Here is a 13,701-nt window from a genome sequence, read left to right as displayed (position 1 = left end):
GACAACCAGAACTTGCTGCGCTCCGACATGCTCGTGCTCCCTGAGAAACGGAAGCCGAAGCATGCGGGCTCACACGGAGCTACGTAAGAATGGGGTTCGTGGAGCGCTTACTATTGACCAGAAGACGCTGGATGCGGCCCAGCCGACGACCTGCTGTCACAGCGGCTTGAACCGCACAAAAAAAAAGCGGCAGCCAGGCCAGACTGGCCTGAGCATGCCGCGGAGAGGGAGAGGGGAAAAACCGTTAAAAATTCAGATGGCTGCAGCCAGTTCGGGGACGATCTCGAACAGGTCGCCGACCAAGCCGTAGTCGGCGACCTGGAAGATCGGCGCCTCGGGGTCCTTGTTGATCGCCACGATCACCTTCGAATCCTTCATCCCGGCCAGGTGCTGGATCGCGCCCGAGATGCCGACCGCGATATAGAGCTGCGGCGCGACGATCTTGCCGGTCTGGCCGACCTGGTAGTCGTTGGGCACGTAGCCGGCATCGACCGCGGCGCGGCTGGCGCCGAGCGCGGCACCGAGCTTGTCGGCGAGCGGCTCGAGGAGCTTGTGGTAGTTCTCGCCGCTGCCCAGGCCGCGACCGCCGGAGACGATGATCTTCGCCGCTCCCAGCTCGGGGCGGGCGCTCTTGGTGATCTCGCGCCCGACCAGGGCGGCAACGCCCAGGTCGGCTGCAGCGGCGACCGCCTCGACCGGGGCGGCATTCCCCTCGCCCGCGGCATCGAACGCGGTGGTGCGCACGGTGATGAGCTTGATCACATCGGCGCTCTTCACCGTGGCGAGGGCGTTGCCGGCGTAGATCGGACGCACGAAGGTGTCGGCCGATTCGATCGCGACGATGTCGCTGATCTGGGCAACGTCGAGCAGCGCCGCCACCCGCGGCAGCATGTTCTTGCCCGCCGAAGTGGCCGGCACGAGGACGTGGCTGTAGTCGCCGGCGAGGCCCTTGACCAGCTCGGCGACGTTTTCTGCGGTCTGCGCTTCGTAGTGCGGCGCATCGCACACCCGCACCTTGGCCACGCCGGCGATCTTCGCCGCCGCCTCGGCCGCCGCGCCGCAGCCGGCACCGGCCACCAGGACGTGGATGTCACCACCCAGCTTCGCCGCCGCGCTCACGGTGTTGAGCGTGGCGGCCTTGATCGAATGGTTGTCGTGTTCGGCAATGACGAGAATGGTCATGTTCAGATCACCTTCGCTACGTTCTTCAGTTTGTCGACCAGCTGCGCGACGTCGGCGACGCGCTCGCCCGCGCTGCGCTTGGGCGGCTCGGATACTTTCAGCGTGGTGAGGCGCGGCGCCACATCGACGCCGAGATCGGCCGGCTTGACCGTGTCGAGCGGCTTTTTCTTCGCCTTCATGATGTTGGGGAGGGTGGCGTAGCGCGGCTCATTGAGGCGCAGGTCGGTGCTGACCACCGCCGGCAGGCTCACCGACAGGGTTTCCAGCCCGCCGTCGATCTCGCGCGTCACCTGCGCACGGCCGCCTTCGAGCACCACCTTCGAGGCGAAGGTCGCCTGCGGCCAGCCCGCCAGCGCCGCCAGCATCTGCCCGGTCTGGTTGGCGTCGTCGTCGATCGCCTGCTTGCCGCAGATCACCAGGTTCGGCGCTTCCTTGTCGCACACCGCCTTCAGCAGCTTGGCCACCGCCAGCGGCTGCAGCTCGACGTCCGTTTCCACCAGGATGCCGCGGTCGGCACCGATCGCCATCGCCGCGCGCAGGGTCTCCTGGCACGCGCCGATACCGCAGGTGACCGCCACCACTTCGCTCGCCACGCCGGCTTCCTTCAGCCGCACCGCCTCTTCCACCGCGATCTCGTCGAACGGGTTCATGCTCATCTTGACGTTGGCGATGTCCACGCCGCTGCCGTCGGCCTTCACGCGCACCTTGACGTTGTAGTCGACCACGCGTTTGACAGGTACCAGAATCTTCAAGGCAGGTTCTCCTTCAATCTGTTGTTTCAGACCACGCCGCTTGCGCGCAGGCCTGCGATGGTTTCGGCGTCGAGGCCGAGCGTTCCGGCCAGAATGGCCTCGGTGTGCTCACCGAGCATCGGCGGCGGCAGGCGGTAGTCGACCGGCGTGGCCGACAGCTTCATCGGGTTCGCCACCTGCGGCACGCTCCCGGCGGCCGGGTGCGGCATCGTCACTTTCATCCCGCGCGCCACCACCTGCGGGTCGGCGAAGACGTCGGCCAGGGTGTTGATCGGCCCGCAGGGCACGGCCAGCGCCTCGAGCATGGCGATCCAGTCGGCGGTGTTGCGTTCCACCGTCAGTTTCTTGAGCAGCGGGATCAGCACCGCACGGTTTTCCACCCGCGCCCGGTTGGTGGCGAAACGGGGATCGGCCGCCAGCGCCGGCTGTCCGGCCGCCTCGCAGAAGCGGGCGAACTGGCCGTCGTTGCCGATCGCCAGGATCATGTAGCCGTCGGCGGTCGGAAAGTCCTGGTAGGGCACGATGTTCGGATGCGCATTGCCCAGCCGCTTCGGGTTCTGCCCGGTGGCAAGATAGTTCATCGCCTGGTTGGCCAGGCAGGCGATCTGGACGTCGAGCAGGGCGAGGTCGATGTACTGCCCTTCCCCGCTCTTTTCCCGCCAGGCCAGCGCCGCGAGCACGGCGTTGGTGGCGTACAGCCCGGTGAGGATGTCGGTCAGCGCCACGCCGACCTTCATCGGCCCGCCGCCTTCCTCGCCGTCGGGGCGGCCGGTCAGGCTCATCAGCCCACCCAGGCCCTGGATCAGGAAGTCGTAGCCGGCGCGCGGCGCATACGGTCCGTCCTGACCGAAGCCGGTGATCGAGCAGTAGACCAAGCGCGGATTGACCGCCTTCAGGCTGTCGTAGTCGAGGCCGTACTGCTTGAGGCCGCCGGCCTTGAAGTTCTCCAGCACGACATCGGACTCGGCGGCGAGCTTCCTCACCAGCGCCTGCCCTTCCGGACGGGTGATGTCGATCGTGATCGAGCGCTTGTTACGGTTGGCGCACAGGTAGTAGGCGGCGACCGAGGTCTCCGCCCCCTGCTCGTCCTTGAGCCACGGCGGCCCCCAGCCGCGGGTGTCGTCGCCGACCCCCGGACGCTCGACCTTGATCACGTCGGCGCCGAGGTCGGCCAGCATCTGCCCGGCCCAGGGGCCGGCCAGGATGCGCGACAGATCGAGGACGCGGAGGTGAGAGAGGGCGCCGGGCATGATGCGTTCGCTGCGACTCAGTTGCTGAAGGCGGCGATGCCGGTGATGGCGCGGCCGAGGATCAGCGCATGGACGTCGTGCGTGCCTTCGTAGGTGTTGACCACTTCCAGGTTCACCAGGTGGCGGGCGACGCAGAACTCGTCCGAGATGCCGTTGCCGCCGAGCATGTCGCGGGCGACGCGGGCGATGTCCAGGGCCTTGCCGCAGGAGTTGCGCTTGACGATCGAGGTGATCTCGACCGGCGCGATGCCTTCGTCCTTCATCCGGCCGACGCGCAGCACGGTCTGCAGGCCGAGAGTGATCTCGGTGAGCATGTCGGCGAGCTTCTTCTGGATGAGCTGGTTGGCGGCGAGCGGGCGGCCGAACTGCTTGCGGTCGAGCACGTACTGGCGCGCGGTCTCGTAGCAGGCCTCGGCAGCGCCGAGCGCACCCCAGGCGATGCCGAAGCGGGCCGAGTTCAGGCAGGTGAAGGGGCCCTTCAGGCCGCGCACGTCGGGGAAGGCGTTTTCTTCCGGGACGAAGACTTCGTCCATGACGATCTCGCCGGTGATCGAGGCGCGCAGGCCGACCTTGCCGTGGATCGCGGGGGCGGACAGGCCCTTCCAGCCCTTCTCGAGGATGAAGCCGCGGATCTGGCCTTCGTCGTCCTTGGCCCACACCACGAACACGTCGGCGATCGGGCTGTTGGTGATCCACATCTTGCTGCCCGACAGGCTGTAGCCGCCGGCGACCTTCTTGGCGCGGGTGACCATGCTGCCCGGGTCGGAGCCGTGGTTCGGCTCGGTCAGGCCGAAGCAGCCGATCCATTCGCCGGTGGCGAGCTTGGGCAGGTACTTCTGCTTTTGTGCTTCGGTGCCGAATTCATTGATCGGCACCATCACCAGCGAGCTCTGCACGCTCATCATCGAGCGGTAGCCGGAGTCGACGCGCTCGACTTCGCGCGCGATCAGGCCGTAGCAGACGTAGTTCATGTCCGAGCCGCCGTACTGCTCGGGAATGGTCGGGCCGAGCAGACCGAGTTCCCCCATTTCGCGGAAGATCGCCGGGTCGGTCTTCTCGTGGCGGAAGGCTTCCTGCACGCGCGGCAGCAGCTGCTCCTGACAGTAGGCACGGGCGGTATCGCGCACCATGCGTTCGGTTTCGGTGAGCTGAAGGTCCAGCAGCAGCGGATCTTCCCAGTTGAACGTCGCCTTGTTCGAAGCCATGCCTTTCTCCTGTTGCATTCCAGTGTCGTTTGCAGGCGCCTGCCTGTGCGTGGAACGCATATTATTGCTCGTTCACCCTGGTTTCAAGCGATATTTATGAAGTAATCTGTGCATTTAATTCACTCCGTGAAGCATCCCCACGGTCCATGCGCAAGAAAATTCCCAGCACCGCGGCCCTCCTCGCCTTCGAAGCTGCCGCCCGGCATGAAAGTTTCACCCGCGCCGCGGAGGAACTCGCGCTCACCCAGAGCGCGATCTGCCGCCAGATCGGCACGCTGGAAAGCTTCCTCGGCGTCGCCCTGTTCCGCCGCACCCGGCGCGGCGTGCAGCTGACCGAAGCGGGGCTGAGCTACAGCCGCCAGATCGCCCCCCGGCTCGATGCGATCGAGCGCGACACCTTGTCGGTGATGGCCCACCACGGCACCGGCACCACGCTCGACCTGGCCGTGGTGCCGACTTTCGCCACCCGCTGGCTGATTCCCCGCCTCTCCGGCTTCCAGCAGCAGAACCCCGAAGTGGTGGTGAACATGAGCACCCAGACCCGCCCCTTCCTCTTCGATCAGACCGAATACGATGCCGCGATCTACTTCGGCGATGCCGGCTGGCCCGGTACCGAGGCGCACTTCCTGATGCGCGAATATCCGGTCCCGGTATGCAGCCCCGCGCTTCCGGGCGCACGCGCGCAGATGTCGCCGACGGAGATCGCCCGCCTGTCGCTGCTGCAGCAGACCACCCGCCCCTACGCCTGGCGCCACTGGTTCGAATCGGCAAAAGTAAATACCGACCAGGACATGGCGGGGATGCGCCTCGAGCTTTTTTCCATGCTCGCCCAGGCCGCCATCGAGCGCATGGGCGTCGCCCTCATCCCGCCCTTCCTGATCCAGCACGAACTGGCCGCCGGCAGCCTGATGACTCCCTGCGACTGCAGCTTCCCGAGCACGCGCGCCTATTACCTAATCGTGCCCGAGCGCAAGGCCGAGCGCCCGGCGCTGACCCGTTTCCGCGAGTGGCTGCTGGCCGAAGTGGCCCGCGCCTGAGCCGATCGCCACGCCCGCTCCGGCTTTGGCGGGGTGCCCGGCGATCGCCCGCAGCCGGTGACACACCCGCCTTGCCGGCCGCCGGCGGGAGCGGACGGGGTCGCTACACGCCGAGGTAGCGGTGCCACAGGGCGCGATCGGCGTCGAGCTCGGCCGAGCTGCCGTGCCACACGATACGCCCGCGCTCGAGGATGAAGTGGCGGTCGGCCAGACGGAGCAGGCGCTCGACGTACTTGTCCACCACCAGCGTGGTCTGGCCGGCCGCCTTGAGCTGGGCCAGGCACTGCCAGATTTCCTCGCGGATCACCGGGGCGAGGCCTTCGGTGGCCTCGTCGAGGATCAGCAGGCGCGGATTGGTCGATAGCGCGCGTGCAATCGCCAGCATCTGCTGCTCGCCGCCGGAGAGCTCGTTGCCCATGTGCCCGGCCCGCTCGCGCAGGCGCGGAAACAGCGCATACAGCCGCTCCAGCGTCCATGGCGCGGCACTGTCGTTGCGCCGGTCGGCAAAGGCGATCAGGTGCTCGCGCACGGTCAGATTGGGAAAACACTGCCGCCCCTCCGGCACCACCGCCACCCCGAGACGGGCGATGGCATCGGCGCTCAGGCCATGGATCGGCCGGCCACCGAAGCGGACCTCGCCGCGGCGCAGCGGCAGGCCGCCGATCAGGGTCTTGATCGTGGTGCTCTTGCCCATGCCGTTGCGCCCGAGCAGGGTCACGACCTCGCCGGCATGAATATCCAGATCGAGCCCGAACAGGACCTGGCTGGGGCCGTAGCCGGCCTCCAGGCCGCAGCCGGCAAGGAGCGTCCGGTCGTTCACAGGCCCTCCTCGGTGCCCAGATACACTGCCCGCACCTGCGGATGAGCGCGGATCGACGCTGGCTCACCGCAAGCCAGCACGCGTCCGTAGTCGAGCACCGAGATGCGGTCGGCGAGCTGGAACACCGCATTCATGTCATGCTCGATCAGCAGGATCGCGGTATGTTCGCGCAGGCGCCGGATCAGCGCCACCATCTGCTGCGAATCGTCCGGCCCCATGCCCGCCATCGGCTCGTCGAGCAGCAGCAGCTTGGGCCGCGCGGCAAGCGCCAGAGCAAGATCGAGCCGACGCTGGAGGCCGTGCGGCAGGGTTGCCGCCACCCGATGCAAAACCGTCTCCAGCCCCAACATCTGCGCCAGCTCGAGCGCCTGCCGGTGCAAACCGGTTTCGGCCGCGCGCCGGCGCAGGAAGCGGAAGCTCGAACCGGCATGGGCCTGTACCGCGAGCAGCAGGTTATCGAACACGCTGCGCCCGCCGAATACGCTGGTGATCTGGAAACACCGCGACAAACCATGCTGCACCCGCCGGTGCGGCGCCATCGCCGTCAGCTCGACCCCATCGAGCACCAGACGCCCGCCATCGGCGGGCAACAGGCCGGAAATCAGATTGACCAGCGTGGTCTTGCCCGCCCCGTTAGGCCCGATCAGGGCATGGATTTCACCCTGGTCGACGGCCAGGCTGACCGCATCGGTGGCGAGCAGGCCGCCGAAGCGCTTGACCAGACGGTCGGCCACGAACAGGCTCACCGGACGCCCCTCCTGTCGCTGCGCGGCCGTGCGGGCGCACTCATGCCGCCCCCCGTCTGCGCTCGGCGAGCGCCGCCAGACCACGCGGCGCAAAGAAGACGACCACCAGCAAGAGCACGCCGAGCGGCCAATGCCAGTATTCGGTCCAGGCTTTCAGCGCCTCGGCGAACACCAGCCACACCGTCACCCCGAGCACCGCCCCCCAGCGCCGGCCCAGGCCGCCGACCACGACCATGACGAGCAGCAGCGCGGATTCGGTCCAGTGCATCAGCGAGGGGCTGACGAAATTGCTGTGACTGGCGAGCAGCGCACCGGCCAGCCCGGCCAGCGCGCCGGCGCCGGTGAAGGCGACGAGCTTGAGGCGGAACACCGGGTAGCCGAGCGCGACCATGCGCGTTTCATTGTCGCGGATCCCCATCAGTGCGTAACCGAAGCGCGATCCGGCAAGCCGGCTGGCGAACGCGAACACGAGCGCCGCGATCGCCAGCACCACCCAGAAGAAGGCGTGCGCGTGACCGGTGCCGAGTCCGCCGCCGAACACGAGCGGAACATACAGGCCGTAGCCGTCATCCCCGCCGTAGGTGCTCAGCGACACCGCGAGGTAGTAGAGCATCTGGGCGAACGCCAGCGTGATCATCAGGAAATACACTCCGCGCGTGCGCAGCGAAACCGCCCCGATCGCCGCCGCCACGCCCCCCGACAGCAGCAGCGCCGCCGCCCACGCCAGCCAGGCCGAGTCGATCCCGGCATCGACCAGGGCGACCACCGTGTACGCCCCCACGCCGATGAAGCCGGCATGGCCGAGGGCGGCCATGCCGCCGTAGCCGAGAATGAAATTGAGGCTGGTGGCGGCGATCGCGACGATCAGCAAGCGGCGCACGAAACCGACGTAGTATTCGAGTTCGAACAGCGGCCCGAGCAGCGGCAGCAGCGCCAGCGCCAGCAGCAAGGCCCAGGGCAGCAGGCGCGCGGCAAGCGCGGGCGGCGACGCCCCGGGCCGCAGTGGCGGCCTGCCGCCGCCCTGCTCCACCGCGCCCGCCGTGCGCGGCGCCTCACCCGGACCGGATCGTTCCATGCAGCCTCCTTCGCTCAGGCGCGCGCGGGGAACAGCCCCGCCGGTTTCAGGATCAGCACCGCCGCCATCAGCAGGTACATCGCGATTCCCGCCAACGCCGGCCCCAGATCGGCGGCCAGCGCGGGCGGCAGCAGCGCACGCAGCAGCGGCGGCAGGAAGGCGCGCCCGGCGGTGTCGACCAGCCCGACCAGCAGCGCGGCGATGAAGGCCCCGCGCACCGAGCCGATGCCGCCGATCACGATTACCACCAGCGCCGGGATCAGGATTGCCTCGCCCATGCCGATCTGCACCGCGCTGATCGGCCCCATCAGCGCACCGGCCAGCGCCGCGAGCGCCGCACCGAGCGCGAACACGAAGGAAAACACGCGCCCGACGCGCACCCCCATGAATTCCGCCATCCTGCGGTTCGATGCCCCCGCGCGCACGAGCATGCCGACGCGGGTGTGATTGACGAGCACGTACAACCCGATCGCGACCAGCAGCCCCACCGCCAGCAGCACCAGCCGGTAGGCCGGATACGGCAGTTCGGGCAGCAGTTGCACGGGTCCCGCGAGCGCGGCCGGCATCGACGCCATCAGCGGCGACGGCCCCCAGAGCGCCTTCACCGCGTCGTCGGCGATCAGGATCACACCGAAGGTCGCGATCACCTGCGCGAGATGGTCGCGGGCGTAGAGCTTCTTCACGATCAGCACTTCGAGCACGAAGGCCACCAGCACCGTCGCCGCGACCGCGACCAGGACCGCAGCGGCGAAGCTGCCGCTCGCCTCATGCACGCGCGCCGCGATGTAGGCTCCGGCCATGTAGAGCGAACCGTGGGCGAGGTTCATGGTGTCCATGATGCCGAACACGAGCGTGAGGCCGGCCGCGAGCAGAAACAGCATCAGGCCGTAGCCGAGGCCGTTCAGGAGCTGCTCGAAAACGAAGATCGAATCCATCGGGGGGGAACGGGATAAAGCCGTGCAGCATGAAAGCGCGGCCAACGGGATGCCCCGCCGCCGCACCTGAAGTCGATGGCTTACTGTCTGCAGTCGCCGACGTAGGCGTCCTGGTGCTTCTCCAGCACGGTGCCGACGAGCTTGTTCGTCAGCTTGCCGCTCGCATCCTTGTCGACGACGCGCAGATAATAGTTCTGCACCGGGAAATTGTTCGGTCCGTACTTGAACTCACCGCGCACCGACTCGAAGTTCGCCTTCTTCAGCGCCGAAACCACCGCCTCGCGATCAGCCACCTTGCCGCCGACTTCGCGCACCGCGGCATCCATCGCCATCACCACGTCGTAGGCCTGCGCCGCATACACGGTCGGATAACGGCCGTTGTACTTCTTGCCGAAGGCCTCGACGAAGGCCTTGTTGGCGGGCACGTCGAGGTCGTGGGCCCAATGCGCGGTGTTCAGCATGCCCAGCGTCGGCTCGCCGACCGCCTCGATGACGTCCTGGTCGGCGGTGAAGCCCGGCGCGATCAGCGGAATGTCCTTCAGCCCGCTGCCGACGTACTGCTTGATGAAGTTGATCCCCATCGCCGCGGGCAGGAAGACGAACACCGCGTCCGGCCTGGCCGCGCGGATCTGCGCGATCTCGGCCGCGTAGTCGATCTGGCCGACCTTGGTGTAGATCTCCTCCTTCACCGCGCCCTTGTACAGGCGCTTGAAGCCGCCGATGTGGTCCTTGCCCGCTGGGTAGTTCGGCGCGATCAGGACCATGTTGTTGAAGCCCCTTTCGTTGGCGACCTTACCCGCGGCCTCGTCATAGGTGTCGTTCTGGTACGAGACGCCGAAGAAGTAGGGGTTGCACTGCTTGCCCGCGAACAGGCTGGGTCCGGGGTTGCTCGACAGGAACGGCACCTTGGCGGCGAACAGCGCCGGTCCCACCGCGAGCGCGGAGTTGGACGCGACCGGGCCGGTAAAGAAGTCGATCTTGTCGCGCTGCAGGTAGCGGGCGACGAGCTGGTTGGCCTGTTCCGGGTTGCCGGCGAAGTCAGTCTGCAGGAACTCGGTCTCCACTCCGCCGAGCTTGCCGCCGAGCTTCTCGATCGCGAGGTTGAAGCCGTCGCGGGTCTCGGCGCCGATAGTCGCGAAGGGGCCGGAGATGTCGAGCGCCATCCCGACCTTGATCGGAGCGGCAGCGTGGGCACCCAGGGCGGCGTACAGGGCAAGGGACACGGCAACGGTCTTCAACTTCGGCATCGGGGCATCCTCGTATGGACGGTGAATGATCGGGAAGGGAACGCGGGACGGGCCGGGAGATTATCACGGGGTCCCGCCGCTGCGTTCACCGCCCGGCCGCGCCGCTTCGTTGCGGGGGAGCACGACCGGGCCGCACGGCCCGCCAGACCGCATGATACAAATCTACAAAGAAATAGCATTTTACGCATTTATGTGCATAATAGTGCACAACACTATGAAGGAGGTTTCGATGACCGGCGATTCGCGCCGCACCGGCGAGCGAGCCTCCACCGATCCGGGAGCGGAGGCCTCATGGCACCGACTGCCGTCCCGCATGGATACGCCGGAACTCGGAGGGCGGCACGCCTTGCCGGCGCAAGAAAAAGCGCGAGAAATAGGCGGGATCGCGGAATCCGAGGGCGTAGCCGATGCCGGTGACGTCGAGGTCGGAATACGCCAGCAGGCGACGGGCTTCGAGATGGAGGCGGTCGTGGATCATCGCCTGCGCGCTGCGGCCGGTTTCGCGGCGGCAACTGGCATTGAGCTGCTGGGCCGAGACGCCGAGACGCCCGGCATAGAAACCGACCGGCTGCCAGTCGCGGAAATGCGCTTCGATCAGCTCGGCGAAGCGTTCGACGCGGTGCCGGATCCGGTCCTGGGGGGTGCGCTCGGTGCCGATTCCGCCCGCGCGCGCGAGTTCGATCAAAACGATGGCGAGGATCGCCATCAGCATGCTGATCCGCCCCGGCGCCCGGCCGGCATATTCGCGATGGAACTGCTCGAAGCGTAAGCGCATGCGCTCATAGCCCTCCGCATCCCCCGCCAGCGGGAGATAACGCAGACTGTCGAACGCCCCGCGAAGATCAGTGGAAAGTGCAAGCAACTCTCCGAGCAACGACTGCGGCAGGGTAAGCACGTGCCCGATCACGCCGGGCGAAAAGCGGAACCCGTGGATATGCCGTGCCGGAACCATCACCAGGCACGGCGTAGGCAGCTCGAAGACTTCTGTCTCGAATACCATCCGCACCTCCCCCTCCTCCAGAAAAGTGATTTGAATCAGCGAGTCGTGGCTGTGCGGGGCAATCTCCCAGTCGTATAGCGCGCTCCGTTCGGCGATCGTTTCATAGTGCACCGGCTCGGGCGTGGGCCAGAGCTCCGTCTCACCGAAAAGCTTGTAGCTGGGCACTCTGGATTCGATCATGGAGAGACTCCGGAAAGGTTCGCAGCACATACTACCCGAGCTTGCAGAAAGCTTCCAAAAGTACAAGCATTACCTTCAAGCAATTCAAGCCAAAAGCGTTTTTCCCTCCTATAGTTGAAATCGTCCACCAAGCGACACCCCCAACCAGGAGAGAGACTCATGCAAACTCAAGTCGGCATCATCGGCGGCGGCCCCTCGGGCCTGTGCCTCGCCCGCCTGCTCAGCCTCGCCGGCATCCGCAGCATCATTCTCGAGCGCCAGACCCGTGAATACGTCGAGGCGCGGATCCGCGCCGGCATCCTCGAACAAGGCATGGCCGATCTGATGCGCCGCGCCAAAGTCGGCGAGCGCATGGACAAGGAAGGCCTGCTCCACGACGGCATCGTGCTGACTTTCGACGGCCGCGAGGAGCGCATCGACATGGCATCGCTGACCGGCGGCAAGCAGGTGATGGTGACTACGGCCAGACCGAGCTGACCAAGGATCTGTACGACGCGGTGCTCGCAGACGACAACATCACCGTGATCTTCGAGACCCGCGACGTGCACCCGACCGGCTTCCTCGACGGCCGGCCGCAGCTCGAATTCGTCAAGGACGGCCAGCAGACTCGCATCGATTGCGACTACATCGCCGGCTGCGACGGCTACCACGGCGCCTCACGCGCCGCCGTGCCGCGCGACATGATCACCGAGTACGAGCGGATCTACCCCTTCGGCTGGCTCGGCCTGCTCTCCGAGACCCCGCCGGTGCACGAGGAGCTGATCTACGCCAACCACAAGCGCGGCTTCGCCCTGTGCTCGATGCGCTCCCACACCCGCAGCCGCTATTACATCCAGGTCGGGCTCGACGAAAAGATCGAGGACTGGTCCGACGAGCGTTTCTGGGACGAACTGAAGAAGCGCCTGCCCGAACACATCGCCGCCAATCTGGTCACCGGCCCGTCGATCGAGAAGAGCATCGCCCCACTGCGCAGCTTCGTCGCCGAACCGATGCGCTTCGGCAACATGTTCCTGGTCGGCGACGCCGCCCACATCGTGCCGCCGACCGGCGCCAAGGGCCTCAACCTGGCGGCCTCCGACATGTACTACCTGTCGACCGCGCTGATCGCGCACTACAACGAAGGCCGTGACGACCTGCTCGACCGTTACTCAGAGACCGCGCTGCGCCGGGTGTGGGCTGCGGTGCGCTTCTCGTGGTGGTTCACCTCGATCATGCACAAGTTCAACGAGGATCCGATCGAGCACAAGATCCAGCTCGCCGAGCTCGACTACCTGATGAGTTCCACTGCCGGCAAGACGACGATTGCCGAAAACTACGTCGGCCTGCCCTTCGATCCGACCTTCAAGTAAGCACACCGCCGACGCAGGACAGAGGGCTTCACCGGCCCTCTCCCTGCAGAGGCCAGGCTGAATCGCATTCAGCGCGCCAGACGTTGTGCCAGGCGCAGCACCTGGCCGCGCTCGAGATGCCGGGCAAAGCCAGGAAAGTCCAGGCTGAAGCGCCCCTGCAGCCCCAGAGCGATCGTGCGCATCCACTTCCAGCGCGGCTCGAACGCGGGGTCACGAAACGCAAACAGGATGTAATTGCCGTCTTCGCGCACCGACATGGCGATAACGCGCTCGTCGAACACCTCGAGCAAGCGCGCGACGTGGGTTGCGTAATCGCGTCTGTCGCCGGCAACGTTCATCACCAGCACGCCTTTTCCAGTCAGCCGCCGGCGGGCATGTTCGTAGAAATCGGTGTCGAGAAACGCGCTGCTCACCCCATCGGCGCCGAACGCATCGACCAGCAGCACATCGCAGCGTTCGTCGTTTTTCTCAAGGTAGCGGGCGCCATCGCAATGAATCACGCGCAGGCGCGCGTCGTCGCGCGGCACCCCGAACAGCTCGCGCAGCGCGATCACGTGCGCGTCGATCTCCAGCACCGTCATCTGCGCCCCCGGCAAGTAGCGGTGGCAGAACGTCGCCAGAGAACCGCCCCCCAAGCCCAGCATCATGAGCCGGCGCGGACGCGGGTTGAACAGCAGGAACGCCATCATGCGCTGGGCGTAGCCCAACTCCAGCACCGCCGGATCGGCGATGCGGATCACGCTCTGAACGAAACCGAGGCCGAAATGCAGCGCCCGCAGGCCGCCGTTTTCGAGCACGAACGGTTTGCCGTAGCGTAACCGGTCACTGAGCGGCGTCCTTCTCGCTGCGTAGCCATCGTTGGACAATTCACGCCATGTTCAACGACGACGGGATTGGCAGTGACGGCATCGGCGGAGAGGCGC

14 protein-coding genes are annotated in these 13,701 nt (G+C 66.6%); 3 read left to right on the top strand and 11 right to left on the bottom strand.

The genetic code is table 11. The features are described 5' to 3' along the window. Nucleotides 1–252: 252 nt before the first annotated feature. The 4 genes from MXC99_RS01330 to MXC99_RS01315 are packed head-to-tail and all read right to left on the bottom strand — an operon-like array spanning nucleotide 253 to nucleotide 4,389. Entirely contained in the window at nucleotides 253–1,182 is a 930-nt protein-coding gene (locus MXC99_RS01330; protein ID WP_247723829.1) for an electron transfer flavoprotein subunit alpha/FixB family protein, read from the bottom strand. A 2-nt stretch (nucleotides 1,183–1,184) separates the two neighbouring features. Continuing rightward, nucleotides 1,185–1,934: an electron transfer flavoprotein subunit beta/FixA family protein gene (locus MXC99_RS01325; RefSeq protein ID WP_247723828.1), complete on the bottom strand. Its 750-nt coding sequence runs from the start codon at nucleotides 1,932–1,934 to the stop codon at nucleotides 1,185–1,187. 26 nt (nucleotides 1,935–1,960) lie between these two features. Beyond that, a complete protein-coding gene (locus tag MXC99_RS01320; protein ID WP_247723827.1) occupies nucleotides 1,961–3,184 on the bottom strand; it encodes a CaiB/BaiF CoA transferase family protein in 1,224 nt (407 codons plus the stop codon). A gap of 17 nt (nucleotides 3,185–3,201) precedes the next feature. Further along, complete coding sequence (locus MXC99_RS01315) at nucleotides 3,202–4,389, bottom strand: acyl-CoA dehydrogenase (protein ID WP_247723826.1); 1,188 nt, start codon at nucleotides 4,387–4,389, stop codon at nucleotides 3,202–3,204. 146 nt (nucleotides 4,390–4,535) lie between these two features. Here MXC99_RS01315 and MXC99_RS01310 point away from each other — a divergent pair, with 146 nt between their 5' ends. Further along, nucleotides 4,536–5,426 carry a LysR family transcriptional regulator gene (locus tag MXC99_RS01310; protein WP_247723825.1) on the top strand — a complete coding sequence of 297 codons (891 nt, stop codon included), beginning with the start codon at nucleotides 4,536–4,538 and terminating at the stop codon, nucleotides 5,424–5,426. A gap of 103 nt (nucleotides 5,427–5,529) precedes the next feature. On the opposite strand, the gene MXC99_RS01305 is transcribed toward MXC99_RS01310, so the two are convergent. The 6 genes from MXC99_RS01305 to MXC99_RS01280 all read right to left on the bottom strand — a co-directional run bounded on the left by MXC99_RS01305 (nucleotide 5,530) and on the right by MXC99_RS01280 (nucleotide 11,414). Continuing rightward, nucleotides 5,530–6,246 (bottom strand): ABC transporter ATP-binding protein, encoded by a 717-nt coding sequence (locus MXC99_RS01305; RefSeq protein ID WP_247723824.1) that lies wholly within the window; start codon nucleotides 6,244–6,246, stop codon nucleotides 5,530–5,532. Then, nucleotides 6,243–6,992: an ABC transporter ATP-binding protein gene (locus MXC99_RS01300; RefSeq protein ID WP_247723823.1), complete on the bottom strand. Its 750-nt coding sequence runs from the start codon at nucleotides 6,990–6,992 to the stop codon at nucleotides 6,243–6,245. The genes MXC99_RS01305 and MXC99_RS01300 overlap by 4 nt, the downstream gene beginning before the upstream one ends. Nucleotides 6,993–7,032: 40 nt before the next feature. Continuing rightward, nucleotides 7,033–8,067 carry a branched-chain amino acid ABC transporter permease gene (locus MXC99_RS01295; RefSeq protein WP_247723822.1) on the bottom strand — a complete coding sequence of 345 codons (1,035 nt, stop codon included), beginning with the start codon at nucleotides 8,065–8,067 and terminating at the stop codon, nucleotides 7,033–7,035. Nucleotides 8,068–8,081: 14 nt separating this feature from the next. Further along, on the bottom strand, nucleotides 8,082–9,002 hold the full coding sequence (locus tag MXC99_RS01290) for a branched-chain amino acid ABC transporter permease (RefSeq protein WP_247723821.1): 921 nt from the start codon (nucleotides 9,000–9,002) through the stop codon (nucleotides 8,082–8,084). An 80-nt stretch (nucleotides 9,003–9,082) separates the two neighbouring features. Continuing rightward, nucleotides 9,083–10,249 carry an ABC transporter substrate-binding protein gene (locus MXC99_RS01285; protein ID WP_247723820.1) on the bottom strand — a complete coding sequence of 389 codons (1,167 nt, stop codon included), beginning with the start codon at nucleotides 10,247–10,249 and terminating at the stop codon, nucleotides 9,083–9,085. A 289-nt stretch (nucleotides 10,250–10,538) separates the two neighbouring features. After that, complete coding sequence (locus tag MXC99_RS01280) at nucleotides 10,539–11,414, bottom strand: helix-turn-helix domain-containing protein (RefSeq protein ID WP_247723819.1); 876 nt, start codon at nucleotides 11,412–11,414, stop codon at nucleotides 10,539–10,541. A gap of 174 nt (nucleotides 11,415–11,588) precedes the next feature. Here MXC99_RS01280 and MXC99_RS01275 point away from each other — a divergent pair, with 174 nt between their 5' ends. Both MXC99_RS01275 and MXC99_RS01270 read left to right on the top strand, forming a co-directional pair. Beyond that, entirely contained in the window at nucleotides 11,589–11,906 is a 318-nt protein-coding gene (locus MXC99_RS01275; RefSeq protein WP_247723818.1) for an FAD-dependent monooxygenase, read from the top strand. A gap of 20 nt (nucleotides 11,907–11,926) precedes the next feature. Continuing rightward, nucleotides 11,927–12,778 (top strand): 4-hydroxybenzoate 3-monooxygenase, encoded by an 852-nt coding sequence (locus MXC99_RS01270; protein ID WP_247723817.1) that lies wholly within the window; start codon nucleotides 11,927–11,929, stop codon nucleotides 12,776–12,778. Nucleotides 12,779–12,846: 68 nt separating this feature from the next. Here MXC99_RS01270 and MXC99_RS01265 read toward each other — a convergent pair whose 3' ends face one another. Next, nucleotides 12,847–13,644, bottom strand: coding sequence for a fused MFS/spermidine synthase (locus tag MXC99_RS01265; protein ID WP_247723816.1), 798 nt, complete (start codon nucleotides 13,642–13,644; stop codon nucleotides 12,847–12,849). Between the last annotated feature and the right edge of the window lie 57 nt (nucleotides 13,645–13,701).

It is taken from the genome of Thauera aromatica (assembly GCF_023093595.1).
Lineage (GTDB): Bacteria > Pseudomonadota > Gammaproteobacteria > Burkholderiales > Rhodocyclaceae > Thauera > Thauera aromatica_A.
This window is presented reverse-complemented; position numbering and strand designations above follow the sequence as displayed.

Excerpts from the sequence above, each read along its gene's own strand:
- MXC99_RS01315 (WP_247723826.1), bottom strand. The coding sequence starts at position 4,389 with ATGGCTTCGAACAAGGCGACGTTCAACTGGGAAGATCCGCTGCTGCTG.
- MXC99_RS01330 (WP_247723829.1), bottom strand. The coding sequence starts at position 1,182 with ATGACCATTCTCGTCATTGCCGAACACGACAACCATTCGATCAAGGCC.
- MXC99_RS01285 (WP_247723820.1), bottom strand. The coding sequence starts at position 10,249 with ATGCCGAAGTTGAAGACCGTTGCCGTGTCCCTTGCCCTGTACGCCGCC.
- MXC99_RS01290 (WP_247723821.1), bottom strand. The coding sequence starts at position 9,002 with ATGGATTCGATCTTCGTTTTCGAGCAGCTCCTGAACGGCCTCGGCTAC.
- MXC99_RS01295 (WP_247723822.1), bottom strand. The coding sequence starts at position 8,067 with ATGGAACGATCCGGTCCGGGTGAGGCGCCGCGCACGGCGGGCGCGGTG.
- MXC99_RS01275 (WP_247723818.1), top strand. The coding sequence starts at position 11,589 with ATGCAAACTCAAGTCGGCATCATCGGCGGCGGCCCCTCGGGCCTGTGC.
- MXC99_RS01310 (WP_247723825.1), top strand. The coding sequence starts at position 4,536 with ATGCGCAAGAAAATTCCCAGCACCGCGGCCCTCCTCGCCTTCGAAGCT.
- MXC99_RS01320 (WP_247723827.1), bottom strand. The coding sequence starts at position 3,184 with ATGCCCGGCGCCCTCTCTCACCTCCGCGTCCTCGATCTGTCGCGCATC.